The following is a 14730-nucleotide window of genomic DNA, read 5'->3' on the forward strand; positions in this document are numbered from 1 at the left end:
GCTCAAAACGGTTTAACTGAGCTCTTCGATCACACGAGAAAGGATGCCTAAAATGAAGTTTTTACTAGTCGGATACGGGACGATGAACAAACGCGTAGCCAAACTCGCTGAAGTGACCGGACATACCATCGTTGGAGCAGTCACGCCAACGGAGGAAAAGGACTGTCCCTATCCTCTCTTCGGGTCACTAAATGAAGCATTGCCCGAAACCGATTGTGTGATCGATTTTTCACACCCGACCTTGACCAAAGAACTTTTAAAATCTGATCTCAACGTCCCGATGGTGATTGCGACCACCGGTGACAAGGAGACGCTGCTTGCATTGATGGACGAAAAAGCGATGCAGGTTCCCGTGTTTTTCAGCGCCAATATGAGCTACGGTGTCCACATCGTAACGCAGCTGCTCGAAACCATCGCCCCGCTCATGGATGACTATGACATTGAGATGATCGAAAAGCATCATAATCAGAAAATCGATGCCCCAAGCGGAACGTTGATCAAACTGCTTGACGCGATCACTGAAAAGGCCCGTCCCGATGCTCAGACAGTTTATGACCGCAGCCAGGTCTCCCAGAAACGCGACAAAAAAGACATCGGCATTTCAACCATCCGTGGTGGCACCATCGTGGGTGAACATGAAGTGTTGTTTGCCGGTCACGACGAAGTGATTTCCATCAAACATTCAGCGCAATCCAAAGACATCTTTGCCCGCGGCGCTTTGAAAGTCGCTGAACGGTTGGTAACAAAAGAAAAAGGCTTTTATACGTATACTAATTTAGGAGTGTGACCTTTGAAAGACTTTAATCCAGAAGAAATCATCCAATATATCAGCGATTCAGAAAAATCGACCCCGTTAAAAATTTACGTCAATACAGAGCTTAAACGAGACGACTTCCCCGGGTCTTTTAAAGTATTCGGTTCAGAGGGAAGCTTCACCTTGTTTGCAGACTTGAAAGACTGGCAGCCTTTCTTTGCAGACCATGAAGAAGCTATGAGTGAATGGGTTATCGAACAGGACCGGCGACATTCGGCTATCCCGCTTTTAGACCTTTCTCAGGTGGATGCCCGCATCGAACCGGGGTCTTTCATTCGTGATCATGTGACCATAGGTAAAAACGCCGTTGTGATGATGGGTGCCGTGATAAATATCGGAGCTGTCGTCGGCGAAGGAACCATGATCGATATGGGTGCTGTTCTGGGTGGGCGCGCCATTACCGGCAAAAACGTCCACGTCGGTGCAGGTGCAGTACTGTCAGGTGTCATAGAACCTGCCAATGCGAAACCTGTCGTCATTGAAGATAATGTTTTGATCGGGGCGAACGCAGTGATCCTTGAAGGCATTACGGTCGGCAAGGGCTCTGTCGTAGCTGCCGGTGCCATCGTCACTGAAGACGTGCCACAAGATACGGTCGTCGCCGGTGTTCCTGCCAGAAAAATAAAGAACACGTCTGAAGTGGCTTCAGAAAAAATAGCCATCATTCAAGCGTTGAGAGAACTTAAATCATAATGAATTCAATTCATACCAATACTTACAGGAGGAACGTATGACTCGCTTACTCGAAACAGTCACGACTCACCGTAGACAGTTACATCAGATACCCGAACTTTCATTTAAAGAATATAAAACCACAGACTATATCAGAACAACGCTAGACACTCTCTCAATACCCTACTTCACACCTTTGGATACAGCTACCGTTGTCTATTTCGAAGGCACTTCGGCCGCAAAAGAAACGGTCGGTTTTCGTGCAGACATCGACGCTCTGCCCATTCAGGAAGAAACCGGTGTCGCATTCGAATCGCAGCATCCAGGTGTCATGCACGCCTGCGGTCATGATGGTCATGCATCCATACTGCTGACGTTTGCGGAGTGGTGCAAAGAACAGCAGGATAAAGGTTTGCTCGAAAAGAATATGCTGCTGATATTCCAGCCTTCTGAGGAATCAAATGCCGGAGCTGACGCTCTCATCCAGGCCTTTCCCTTTGAAGACTATCAGATCACCGGAATTTACGGCCTCCATTTAGGGCCTGATGTGCCGGAACACACACTAGCGACGAGACATGGCTTTTTGATGGCCAGTGCGACAGAGTACCGCATCACTGTCAGAGGCCTCTCTGCCCACGTGGCTCAAAAGGAAAAAGGGTTCAGTGCCTTGGGAACCGTCATCCATATCGCGACGCAGCTTTCTCAAGTCCAGCAATATTTTTTAAACGGCTTGCATCAGAACATTCTGCATATCGGCCAACTGCAGGCAGGTGAAGCGATCAATACCGTTGCATCAGACGGACACCTACACGGAACCATCCGGACCTACTTTCCCGAAGATCTGAAACACATTCAGGAAAAAATGGAAACCATCGTGGCCAGTGCAGACGCCCTGCATCACACGGTAACTTCTCTGGACTTTGCTAAAGGTTACCCGGCCGTATACAATGACAAAGCCTTGCTTGAAACAGTCAAAACAAGTGCCGACCAAGCCGGTTTAAACCTTGACTTGCTTGACGTCCCCTATCTTTTCGGCGAAGATTTTTCATTCTATCAATCGGTAGCTAAAACTAATTTCGCCTTCTTGGGTGTGCGTAACGAAGAAAAGGGCTATATCCATGGTCTGCACACTTCCCTGTTCAATTTTGACGAAGCCATATTGCTCAACGGCGTGAAGTATTACCAATCCATTGCCCATACGTTAGGCGTGGTCAAATGACCGCACGATTGACCCTTAACGAAAAACGACTGATCAGACAAGCTCGCTTTATCCAATCAAAAGCTGATACCATTGCAGTAGTGAAAAACGACGGGTATAATCACGGCCTGGAACGCGTATATAAGACGTTTTACGAAGGTGGCATTCGTGCCTTTTCGACAACGGTCTTGTCTGAAGCGATCCAACTGAGAAAATGGAACAGCGATATCTTTATCTTATTACTGGATCCCAGTATGGAATTTGCGCTCTTGAGAGAATTCGATATCGCTTTGACCGTTTCGTCCTTTGACTATTATGAAAAATTCAAAAACGAGTTAAGAGGGATAACGATTCAACTGGTTTTCCGAAACGACCTCAACCGATTAGGCTTTGATCGCATCGCTGATATGAAACACATATTGGATGATAAAGAACTGAACGTTAACGGCATCTGGACGCATTTTGCTTCCGCGGATGACTTTGGCGTTGACAGATATCAAAAAGAAAGAGAGAAATGGCTAACCGTTATAGAAGGACTAAAGGGATATCTTCCTGGCTTGAAGTACATTCATGCACAGAACAGTGCTTCGTTTTTAAGGGATGGCCTGCTCCCTCAGCATACACATATAAGGGGAGGCGTCATCCTTTATGGGGCTCGTCCTTACTATGAAGGCTTGGATGCCTCTATCGCCGAACAAGTGGTCAGCATCGAAGCCACTGTCATTGAATTGACCTCGGTCGCGGCCGGGCAAACGATTGGTTATTCAGCAGATTACCAAATCGAGAAAGATACAAAGATAGCCGTCTGTGATATCGGATATGGTAACGGCCTGCTGAAAGCACGGAAAAATTTCCCTGTTTTGATTAACTGCAAAGAATACCCGATCCGCTCGGTAATGATGAGTCATATTTTGATAGAGGTAGATAACGATGTCGAAATTGGTGACTCAGTCATCCTCTATAACGATGAACTGCGTTTTGATTTATTCGCCAGTCAAGGCATCGGCCCTTTTTCTCAACAAATGGCAAGTCTGAACAAGCAGACCTTTGAGTTAACCATAATCAAATAGTATCAGACAGAAGAGACGCTCTTGTTTCTTCTGTTTTTTTGACTGATTTTTGACAAAGGTTGTGTAAATGATTTCAAAAACATACTAGTATGTGATAAAATGAACTAAATAAAACGGTTACAGCGCATTTGTTGGTACATACTTTCTTTGTTTTGTAAAAAATAGAAAGGAGTGGCCACGTTGGTTCTCGCAAGCAGTTTTTTGATTTTCACTTTCTTTGCTTCTTACCTTTTTTACTCGATGATATATGGTAATGTTGCTCATTTAAGTACTGCATCACTCATTTTCTTGGGTGTTTCAGGTTTGTTCTTCATAAAACAATTAAGAATCGAATGGCGTTGTGTAAAGTGTCAATTAAAACAACCCGTAAAGCTTAGCCAGCCAAAGAATTTGAACATTCTGTTGGCACTTGTCGGAGGAGCTTTCATCACATTCATATTGAATCACCAATTAGGTTTGAATAATGTCCTCGCTTCAAGTCTCACTGGTTTAGGTGGCGCCTATTTTATGAAAAATTATGCAGCCGCTATCTATTGTGGCTCATTTGTCTCGATGGCGTGTAACGTGATCTTCTCAAATCCCTTATCATTCATCCTGGCCAGTCTCATTACAGGAGGTTTATTCATTTTATCTGCCCAATTATTCAAGGGGTATGGCGGAAAATTAGGGTTTATGGCTTTTTGTGGCACCTTTATTGCTTCTCTGCTTTTCAGGTCACCCTTTAGAACATTGGAGCCACTCTCACCTGATCTATACCTCCCCTTATTTTTAATAATTATTTTTGCCGGAATGGTTACCTATCTGTTGCGGGACTTGTTTTTATTGGATGCGGTGACCGCCTCTGCTTTAGCGGGGTTAACCATTGCTATATTGCATCCACAAACCAATCACATCATCGTTGTTGCCGCTTTTTGCGCGACGTTCACAGGTATGGTATCCAAAGAAAGAGCGAGAACCTATACTGAACTGTTTTTCTTAACCGTTTTAACTGCCATCTTATTTATCGCTGTCGCCTCACTCTTTGATGGTTCTGGAGGGAAATTGGGAGCAACGGCATTTCTAGCCACCGTTTCTGGTAGAGCAATGCTGGATATGCTTCTTTGGATAAAACATACTTACATTAAACAAAAACGATCCGTCGATGTTTAAAAAAGAGGACCTTCCAACGAAGATCCTCTTTTTTACTGCATTCCATCATTTTTACTAGCAACTGAACCAAGAGTGCAGTTTCAGTGGCCATATGAGTAAAAATAAGTTTCTACTGAAGCTATTGATCATCTTTAGCTGGACGTATAGTCACCTTTTAGTACCCGCTCAAAAGACTTTAAGTATCGAACTGTCACTTAAAGAGTCAATTAATTAATACTCAAACTCTCTTTTAGTTTGAGCAGGTACTATAGAGCCCCTATAGTGCCTGCTCACTTTGATTCGCTCGTTGACTGATCACTACTGCCCCTCTTTAAGACCTGCTCAGTAAAATGGTGTAAATCAGTAAGCACTAACTGATGCCCTTAGTACCTGCTCACATTTTAATTTTTAATGAGTTAGTCCTAACTTCGCCCTTGTATCAAGTTGTTGAATAATATCACCGATTTTGCACTTAAATCCAAAATTTTCAGCACTTTAAGAGGTTTCAATTAAATTATGTACATACTCGCCGGCAAGCGAGTATACTCTACTATCTTTTAATCAGGTTCTTTGCGTATAGATTCTTGCTATTTTAACCATCCTCCTAAACAAATGCTGAATACTGAACTGGGAGGTGCTTGAGAATGTGGAGGCGTGAAGGTAAAACGTAATAGAAAATATCGCAATAGACAACGCAATAATTGTAATGATTGCGTTAAGTCTCTCAATGACCTGACTAACATTCTAATCTCATGGTCTCGGTATATTGGAAAATATTGTAGTTTAAAAAGAAGCCATATCAAGACGATATGGCTTCAAGTCATTGTATTTCTTTGAACTAACTTACTCTTGTTTGTTTAATAATTAATGATTTAATGAAAACCAAATGACATAAATGGACCTCCTCCTAAGTTAAGTTAATTAGCAACATTCACTACTTTACAACCTCAATGATCAAAATATGGTTTATTTTTAAAGCGATCTGCTTTCATGGACCCCTATAAGGAAAAGACAGCCTCATCTGAGGCTGTCTTTTCCTTATATAACTTAACTAAATTGTACAGTAAGTGGTGGAACGACTTGTTTCTTTCTGGAAACCACACCTTCAAGGTATAGGGTGTCATCTTTCATTTCTTTGTTAAATGCATCTGCTACCTGAGCTTTTTCTTCGCCGTAAACAAGCATGACCGAATCACTATCCAGTACATTTGTCGTCACCAGTATGAACAAATCAAGGCTGTTGCTTTGGCTTTGTGCTGCCATTTCGTCCAGTAATTCTTGTTTACGAGCTAATATTTCATCCACGTCTACAACATTTACTTGACCGATGCGGACAGTTAGTTCGCCCATCGGAAAGTTTTTAGCATCATCATTGAGAATTTGATTTGCATTTTTACTTGATGTATCCGTGCCAGCCTTAAGTAATTCTTTACCGTAAGCTTCTATATCGATATCCGCAATTTCAGCTAATTCTTTTGCGGCTTTTTCATCTTCTGCTGTACAGGTTGGAGATTTGAATAACAGCGTATCAGATATGATTGCTGAAAGCATCAGACCGGCAATGTGTTTAGGCACTTCTATGTTGTTTTCTTTGAATAATTTCAAAATGATCGTATTCGTGCACCCGACAGGTTCGGCACGGTAATAAAGCGGGTTCGCCGTTTGGAAATTTGCAATGCGGTGATGATCGACGACCGCTAGCACTTTAACTTTGTCAATATCCGGTACACTTTGCTGTGCTTCATTATGGTCGACCAGCATCACTTCCTGTACTTCTTGTGCAGCTGTAGTGATGATTCGCGGGGCTTCAACGTCAAAATGATCTAAAGCATACTGCGTTTCGTCTGTTGTTTTCCCTAAAGCAACGGGCTCTGTCTCTTTGCCTAATTTATTTTGCAGATATGAAAAGGTAATCGCTGATGTAATGGCATCTGTGTCAGGACTTTGATGTCCAAATATAAGTATTTTACTCACTGTCATTCTCCTTTTAGTTTAAATTCGCTTATTCATAGAATATCGTAAAAAATCATAAATTTCAATAAAATGAAAAACTATGCTGACGTTCATCCAGCGAGGCTTTCACCGAACGAAACAGTCAACATAGTTTTATTTTTACTGCGTTTGATATTTACTTGTTTTTAATATACGGTTTGCATTTTCAACGCGCTCCGCTGTAGGTGGTTCAACGCCTTCCAGTTTATACGGAATACCAAGTTCTTTATACTTGTAGACGCCCAGTTGGTGATAAGGTAAAACTTCTACTTTTATCACATTATCCAGCTGATCGATAAAATCGCTCAGACGTTCCAGATGTTCATCATAATCAGACCTGCCTGGAACTAAAACGTGTCTTAACCACATAGGAATGCCGACTTTAGACAAGTAATTCGCCATATCTAAAATACTCTTATTGGAATGCATCGTATATTTCTTATGGATCTCATTATCAATGTGTTTGATGTCCATTAAGACCAAGTCAGTGTATTTCATTAATTCTTCAAAGCGGCTGAAGAATGGCTCGTCATAAGTGAATGGCTGTCCACACGTATCTAGCGAAACGTTGACGCCTTCCGCTTTAGCTAATTTAAAGAATTCGATTAGAAAGTCAATATGAATAAGCGGTTCCCCACCACTAACGGTGATACCTCCTTCTTCACCCCAATAACTTTTGTATTTCAAAGCTTTATCAAGGAGTTCTTGAGGTGTAAAAGGTGTGCCGCCGCCCATATTCCACGTGTCAGGGTTATGACAGAACTCACAACGCATACGACATCCCTGCATAAAGACTACGAAGCGAATCCCTGGTCCGTCCAAAGAACCGAAGCTTTCTGTTGAGTGTACATATCCTATTGGTGATTCTGTCATATTTACTTCCCCCTACGAATAGTTAAACTTTTTTACTTACATTGTGTCATGGAATGTACGATTCAAGACATCCATTTGTTGTTCTCTAGTTAATTTGGTGAAGTTAACTGCGTACCCGGAAACACGGATCGTTAATTGTGGGTACTCTTCCGGATGTTCCATAGCATCTTCTAACGTTTCACGGTTTAGACAATTCACGTTCAAGTGATGTCCACCCATTTTAACGTATCCGTCCAGCATTGTTGATAAGTTGTTTTGTTGTACACTGTCTTCTTTACCTAAAGCTTTAGGTACGATCGAGAAGGTATTGGAAATACCGTCTAATGATTCTTTGTACGGTAATTTAGCCACTGAGTTCAAACTTGCTAAAGCACCATTTGAATCTCTTCCGTGTAATGGGTTAGCGCCTGGTGCGAACGGTACGCCTTGACGACGTCCATCGGGTGTATTACCTGTTTTCTTACCATAAACAACGTTTGATGTAATGGTTAGAATAGATGTTGTATGTGTAGCATCGCGGTAAGTTGGGAATTGTCTAACTTTACTCATGAATTTTTTAAGCAATTCTACTGCAATGTCATCCACTTTATCATCATCGTTACCGTATTTTGGATAGTCGCCTTCGATTTCGTAATCGACTGCCAAGCCGTCTTCATCACGGATAACTTTAACATCAGCATGTTTAATAGCTGAAAGTGAGTCGACCGCTACAGAGAAACCAGCGATACCAGTAGCCATTGTGCGAACGACTTCTGAATCATGCAAGCCCATCTCTAAGCTTTCATAGCTGTATTTATCATGCATGTAGTGAATGATATTCAGTGTATTGATGTACATACCTGCTAGCCAATCCAGCATGTCATCAAATTTTTCAGTCACTTCATCGTAATCTAGATATTCAGAAGTGATTGGACGGAATTTTGGTCCAACTTGTGTTTTAGTTTTCTCATCGACACCGCCATTGATAGCATATAATAATGCTTTTGCCAAGTTGGCACGGGCACCAAAGAACTGCATTTGCTTGCCGATCGGCATAGCAGACACACAACAGGCGATACCGTAATCATCGCCCCACTCTTCGCGCATGATATCATCATTTTCATATTGAATCGCACTGCTCTCAATTGAAACACGCGAACAATAATTTTTAAATGACTGAGGTAATTTTGGTGACCATAACACAGTCAAGTTTGGTTCCGGTGCTGATCCTAAGTTAGTCAAAGTATTTAAGAAACGGAAACTACTTTTAGTAACCATATGACGACCGTCTAAACCAATACCTGCAATAGCTTCAGTTACCCATGTTGGGTCTCCTGAGAATAGTTCGTTGTATTCAGGTGTACGGACAAATTTAACTAAACGTAATTTCATAACAAAATGGTCCACTAATTCCTGAGCTTCGACTTCAGTCATCGTACCATTTTTAAGATCTCTCTCAATATAGATATCCAGGAAAGTTGAAGTACGGCCAAGTGACATGGCTGCCCCATTTTGTTCTTTAACAGCTGCAAGGTATCCAAGATATAACCATTGGAAGGCTTCTCTTGCATTTTGTGCTGGACGTGAAATGTCAAAACCATAAATGTTTCCTAATTCTATTAATTCATGTAAGGCTTTTAACTGATCGCTGATTTCTTCGCGTTTTTTGATATTTTTTTCATCCATCATTGCTGTATCAGATTTTGTTTTATCTGCTTCTTTTTCAGCAATTAGTCGGTCAACACCATAAAGTGCTACGCGTCGGTAGTCTCCTATAATACGTCCTCGGCCATATGCATCAGGAAGTCCTGTGATGATACCTGTACGGCGTGCATCACGCATTTCAGGTGTATACGCATCAAACACTCCTTGGTTATGTGTTTTTCTCCAGTCTCTGAATACATGTGATAAGAAAGGATCCACTTCAAAACCATAAGACTCAGCAGCTACTTCCATCATGCGTATTCCACCAAACGGTTGGAGTGAACGTTTGAACGGTTTTTCTGTCTGGAAACCGACAATTTTTTCTAAATCTTCTGATAAGTACCCTGGGCCATGAGATGTTATTGTAGAAACAACCTCTGTATCCATATCTAATATGCCACCGGCAACACGTTCTTGCTTGTCTAAGTCCATAACTTGATCCCACAATTTTTCTGTATCTTTAGTAGGACCTTCTAAAAATTTTTCATTCCCATCATAGGGACGGTAATTGCTTTGAATAAAATGACGAACATCAATTTCTTCTTTCCATTGTTTTCCAATAAAACCATTCCAAATCGATTCCAAAGAAATATCTTCAGTACGCTGTTTTTCCATAATCAATTCTCCTTTATTTATCTGTTTATCAACAAGTTCATACTATCACATTCGCTCACTTTATACAAGTGAAAACGTGAACATTATATAACATTTCATTGGTGTATCAACGTTTCGCATTCCATGCTCAATTTGTCACAATATCGACACAAATAAGCATTACTGTAAGCGGATTCACTATGTTATTCTAGAGTTGTAGTAAATAAACGAAAGAAAAATCGCATAAATTTCAATGTTACTAGTCTTTTCCAGGAACTTTCGTTATAATTGGGAAGAGATTTTAATTTTTGAACTACATTGCTCAGTATTTCACTATATCAAGGAGGAAATGATTATGGTTAAAGTTTTAGACAAAAGCAAAAAGGAAACAAGTGTCTACGAGGATATCGATCAGTTAGTCACGAAAGGTAAACAAGCTCTGGAAGGTTTATCTAAACTGAACCAAGAACAAGTAGATGCTATAGTAAAAGAAATGGCTCTTGCTGGTTTAGACAATCATATGACATTAGCAAAATTAGCTGTTGAAGAAACGGGACGCGGTGTGTATGAAGACAAAATAATCAAAAACATCTTCGCTTCTGAATATATCTACCACAATATCAAATCCGATAAAACGATCGGTGTTATCAACGAAAATGTTCACGAAGGTACCGTGGAGATTGCTGAACCTATTGGCGTCATTGCCGGGGTAACACCTGTCACTAACCCAACTTCAACAACTATTTTCAAATCAATGATTGCAATTAAAACAGGTAACCCTATTATCTTTGCTTTCCACCCTTCTGCTCAAAAATCAAGTTCTACAGCAGCAAGACTGTTATACGAAGCAGCCGTAAAAGCTGGCGCACCTGAAAATTGTATCCAGTGGGTTGAAAAGCCTTCACTAGAAGCAACACAAACTTTAATGCAACACGCTGGCATTGCAACGATCCTGGCTACTGGTGGCCCGGGCATGGTTAAAGCAGCTTATAGTTCAGGAAAACCAGCTTTAGGTGTTGGTGCAGGTAATGTACCTTGTTATATAGAAAAAACAGCTAATGTTAAACGAGCGGCAAACGACTTGATCTTATCAAAAACATTTGATAACGGTATGATTTGTGCGTCTGAACAAGCAGTCATTGTTGACAAAGAAATCTATGATGCCGTTAAAAAACAAATGATCGCTTTTGGTTGTCATTACTTGAACAATGATGACAGAGTAAAAGTTGAAAAGTTAATGGTTTCAGAAACGAATCAGTTGAATTCGGAAATCGTTGGCCGTTCTGCTTATCAGATCGCTACAATGGCTGGTGTAAAGGTTCCCGAAGAAACCAAAATATTGATTGCTGAATATGCTGGCGTCGGCACTGACTACCCTCTCTCAAGAGAGAAATTGAGTCCCGTTCTTGCTGCCTATAAAGTAAACAGTTCTGAAGAAGGTATTACGCGTGCAACTGAAATGCTGTCTTTTGGAGGTCTGGGACACTCTGCTGTCATCCATTCCAACAATGATGATGTTATTAAAGCATTCGATAGTCGTATGAAAGCCGGACGTGTAATCGTTAATGCTCCATCAAGTCAAGGCGCCATCGGTGATATTTATAACGCTTATCTCCCTTCCCTTACTCTGGGATGTGGATCGTATGGAGGGAATTCCGTGTCAACAAATGTCAGCACTATGCACTTAATAAATGTTAAAAAACGTGCTTCACGTAAAAACAATATGCAATGGTTTAAACTTCCACCAAAAGTGTATTTTGAACGTAACTCTGTTCAATATTTAGCTAAAATGCCAAATATCAAAAAAGCCTTTATCGTTACTGACCCAATGATGGTTGAACTCGGATATGTAGACCGTGTACTTTACCACTTAAGAAACCGTCCGGAATATGTTCACTGCGAAATCTTTTCCGAAGTTGAAGCTGATCCATCAAAAGATACAGTTTTAAAAGGCGCAAAAGCGATGGCTGCCTTTGAACCAGATGTCATTATTGCCCTGGGTGGTGGTTCTCCAATGGACGCTGCTAAAGGTATGTGGTTATTCTACGAGCACCCAGATACTGACTTCAATGGTATCAAACAAAAATTCATGGATATTCGTAAACGTGTTTATAAATTCCCTACTCTTGGTGAAAAAGCTCAATTTGTTGCTATTCCTACAACATCAGGAACAGGTTCAGAAGTAACTCCATTCGCAGTTATTACAGACACTGAAACGCAAACAAAATACCCATTAGCAGATTACGAGTTGACTCCAGACGTAGCTATCATCGATCCTCAGTTTGTTATGACGGTACCAAAAGTCGTGACTGCTGATACAGGAATGGACGTATTAACACACGCTATCGAAGCTTATGTTTCTAACATGGCAAATGACTTCACAGACGGATTAGCTATCAAAGCTATGCAATTAGTGTTTGAGTATTTACCAACAGCTTACAATAATGGTTCAGACGAACTCGCTAGAGAAAAAATGCATAATGCTTCAACGCTTGCTGGTATGGCTTTTGCGAATGCATTCCTAGGCATCAACCATAGTTTAGCTCACAAATTGGGCGCACAGTTCCATATCGCTCACGGTCGTGCAAATGCAGTCTTACTGCCGCATGTTATTCGCTATAATGCTAAAATGCCGACAAAATTTGTTGCCTTTCCTAAGTATGAACACTTTATTGCTGACGAAAGATATGCTCAAATTTCAAAAGCTTTAGGCTTACCTGCTAAAACAACCCAAGAAGGCGTAGAAAGCTTGATCAAAGCCATCTATGACTTAGCAAAAGAATTAAACATTCCAATGAGTCTTAAAGAGAACAATATTAATAGTAAAGACTTTGAAGAAGTTGTCGACGCTATGGCTGACCGTGCATTTGAAGACCAATGTACAAATGCTAACCCTAAATTACCTCTAGTCACAGAACTTGCAGAAGTTTACAGAGCTGCTTTCAAAGGTTAATCAAATAAATTTTTAGTCAAAGACGAGACTGGGATAATGATCCCAGTCTCGTCTTTTTTCATTTTTAATAAAAGCCGTAATCTGTCTCAATCTAGATGCTTTCTATCCAACATCTTTTTTGAAAGCAGTCCACTGTTCCTCACCACTTTCTTCCTTGAAATTTAGAAAAGAACAAACTAAACCTATATCTTTCTTTCATTACGTGATAAAATAATGACGGATACCTAAGACACATTTAGCAACTTAGGAGTTGATCACGTGCAACAGCATAAACGTACCTTATACATCTTATATTTACTAGTCACTATTATAATCGTTGGAATTATTGGTTACTATCTATTACTCGATATCACTCTAATGGACGCCTTCTACATGACAGTTATAACGATTTCCACCGTTGGCTTTCAAGAAGTGGCCCCACTAACTGTTCCTGCCCAACTTTTTACGATTGCTCTTATTTTTCTTAGTTTAGGAATCATTGGGTATTCAGGTTCGCAATTAGTCGGATTCTTCTTTGGAGGCACATTACGAGAAGCTTGGAGGGAACAAAGGATGAATGAGCAGCTTAGCCAATTAAAAGATCACATTATTGTCTGTGGAGCGGGCGAAACGGGTCAGCACATCATACAGTCACTCGAAAAGGAAAAAGTCGATTTCGTCGTTATCGAATTTGAAGAAGATAAATTAGAAGCGATAAAAGAGTATGAAAATGTCATTGCTTTCCAGGGTGATGCCACGCAAGATGAAGCCCTTGAAAAAGCAGGCATACATCGGGCTAAAGGGCTCATAGCGACACTGAATAGTGATGCTAATAATCTCTATACCGTGCTGACTGCTCGTCAAATAAATCCCGATTTACTCATTGTAGCGAGAGCCATTACGCATAACTCTCACGAAAAACTCATTCGTGCGGGTGCAGACAAAACAGTTTCACCGAATGAAATCGGTGGACACCGTATGGCAACGATGCTCTTAAAGCCTAACGTTATTGCCTTTTTAGACACCATTACGCATTCAGGAAAAATCGATCTGAACCTAAATGAAGTAGTGATTCACCCGTCTTCCATATTAAGTAACAAAACTTTAATGGAAGCCAACATTCCTGAACAGACAGACCTTATTATTATTGCGGTCAAAGAAAAAGAAGATGATGACATCATCTTCAATCCGACTAAAGATCATTTATTAACACCTGGTCAAACCTTGATTGCACTCGGAGACGATAATAATCTCAATAAACTGAAAAAATTAGCCGGGTCCTAGTTCGTTTAACGGTAAAGAAGCAGAGTAGATTTTTCTACCCTGCTTCTTTTTTTCTGTTCCCTTCGTTCCTGAAATATACCGGTGCAGGGCACGGAATCCGCCATTGCATGCCCTTCACACCAACTGCTTCCTCACGAAGGGCACGGAATCCGCCATTGCATGCCCTTCACACTGGCTGACTCCTCACGAAAGGCACGCAATCCGCTAGTGCGTGCCCTTCACACCGGCCGACTCCTCATGAAGGGCACGGAATCCACCAGTGCGTGCCCTTCACACTAGCTGATTGCTCATGAAGGACACGCAATCCGCCAGTGCGTGCCCTGCACACTGGCCGACTCCTCACGAAGGGCACGCAATCCGCTAGTGCGTGCCCTTCACACTGGTTGACTCCTCATGAAGGGCACGCAATCCGCTAGTGCGTGCCCTTCACACTGGTTGACTCCTCATGAAGGGCACGGAATGACCTTTCTCGTCCTAAAAACACAAAAAT

At 41.3% G+C, this 14730-nt stretch carries 10 protein-coding genes; 7 read left to right on the forward strand and 3 right to left on the reverse strand.

What is annotated here, in order from left to right; genetic code table 11:
• The first annotated feature begins 52 nt into the window (after positions 1-52).
• The 5 genes from dapB to R6U02_RS05605 all read left to right on the forward strand — a co-directional run bounded on the left by dapB (position 53) and on the right by R6U02_RS05605 (position 4903).
• On the forward strand, positions 53-787 hold the full coding sequence (dapB, locus tag R6U02_RS05585; protein ID WP_410262648.1) for a 4-hydroxy-tetrahydrodipicolinate reductase: 735 nt from the start codon (positions 53-55) through the stop codon (positions 785-787).
• Positions 788-790: 3 nt separating this feature from the next.
• Positions 791-1507, forward strand: coding sequence for a 2,3,4,5-tetrahydropyridine-2,6-dicarboxylate N-acetyltransferase (gene dapD / locus R6U02_RS05590; protein ID WP_410262649.1), 717 nt, complete (start codon positions 791-793; stop codon positions 1505-1507).
• Positions 1508-1544: 37 nt separating this feature from the next.
• On the forward strand, positions 1545-2705 hold the full coding sequence (locus R6U02_RS05595) for a M20 family metallopeptidase (RefSeq protein WP_410262650.1): 1161 nt from the start codon (positions 1545-1547) through the stop codon (positions 2703-2705).
• Entirely contained in the window at positions 2702-3754 is a 1053-nt protein-coding gene (alr, locus tag R6U02_RS05600) for an alanine racemase (RefSeq protein WP_410262651.1), read from the forward strand. The genes R6U02_RS05595 and alr overlap by 4 nt, the downstream gene beginning before the upstream one ends.
• 180 nt (positions 3755-3934) lie before the next feature.
• Positions 3935-4903 (forward strand): hypothetical protein, encoded by a 969-nt coding sequence (locus R6U02_RS05605; protein ID WP_410262652.1) that lies wholly within the window; start codon positions 3935-3937, stop codon positions 4901-4903.
• 1026 nt (positions 4904-5929) lie between these two features.
• On the opposite strand, the gene R6U02_RS05610 is transcribed toward R6U02_RS05605, so the two are convergent.
• The 3 genes from R6U02_RS05610 to pflB form a co-directional block, all read right to left on the reverse strand.
• Positions 5930-6856: a manganese-dependent inorganic pyrophosphatase gene (locus tag R6U02_RS05610; RefSeq protein WP_410262653.1), complete on the reverse strand. Its 927-nt coding sequence runs from the start codon at positions 6854-6856 to the stop codon at positions 5930-5932.
• 138 nt (positions 6857-6994) lie between these two features.
• Positions 6995-7747 carry a pyruvate formate-lyase-activating protein gene (gene pflA, locus R6U02_RS05615; protein WP_410262654.1) on the reverse strand — a complete coding sequence of 251 codons (753 nt, stop codon included), beginning with the start codon at positions 7745-7747 and terminating at the stop codon, positions 6995-6997.
• A 36-nt stretch (positions 7748-7783) separates the two neighbouring features.
• Positions 7784-10045, reverse strand: a complete 2262-nt coding sequence (gene pflB, locus R6U02_RS05620; RefSeq protein WP_410262655.1) for a formate C-acetyltransferase — start codon at positions 10043-10045, stop codon at positions 7784-7786.
• 334 nt (positions 10046-10379) lie between these two features.
• On the opposite strand from pflB, the gene adhE reads away from it, so the two are divergent.
• A complete protein-coding gene (gene adhE, locus R6U02_RS05625) occupies positions 10380-12977 on the forward strand; it encodes a bifunctional acetaldehyde-CoA/alcohol dehydrogenase (protein ID WP_410262656.1) in 2598 nt (865 codons plus the stop codon).
• A 258-nt stretch (positions 12978-13235) separates the two neighbouring features.
• Entirely contained in the window at positions 13236-14240 is a 1005-nt protein-coding gene (locus tag R6U02_RS05630) for a potassium channel family protein (protein ID WP_410262657.1), read from the forward strand.
• Positions 14241-14730: the final 490 nt, after the last annotated feature.

The sequence above is a fragment of the Alkalibacterium sp. genome (assembly GCF_046484155.1).
Classification (GTDB): domain Bacteria; phylum Bacillota; class Bacilli; order Lactobacillales; family Carnobacteriaceae_A; genus Alkalibacterium.

What these genes read in the sequence shown, in the direction of transcription:
- adhE (WP_410262656.1), top strand. Translation starts at nt 10,380, where the DNA reads ATGGTTAAAGTTTTAGACAAAAGCAAAAAGGAAACAAGTGTCTACGAG.
- alr (WP_410262651.1), top strand. Translation starts at nt 2,702, where the DNA reads ATGACCGCACGATTGACCCTTAACGAAAAACGACTGATCAGACAAGCT.
- pflB (WP_410262655.1), bottom strand. Translation starts at nt 10,045, where the DNA reads ATGGAAAAACAGCGTACTGAAGATATTTCTTTGGAATCGATTTGGAAT.
- R6U02_RS05595 (WP_410262650.1), top strand. Translation starts at nt 1,545, where the DNA reads ATGACTCGCTTACTCGAAACAGTCACGACTCACCGTAGACAGTTACAT.
- dapB (WP_410262648.1), top strand. Translation starts at nt 53, where the DNA reads ATGAAGTTTTTACTAGTCGGATACGGGACGATGAACAAACGCGTAGCC.
- pflA (WP_410262654.1), bottom strand. Translation starts at nt 7,747, where the DNA reads ATGACAGAATCACCAATAGGATATGTACACTCAACAGAAAGCTTCGGT.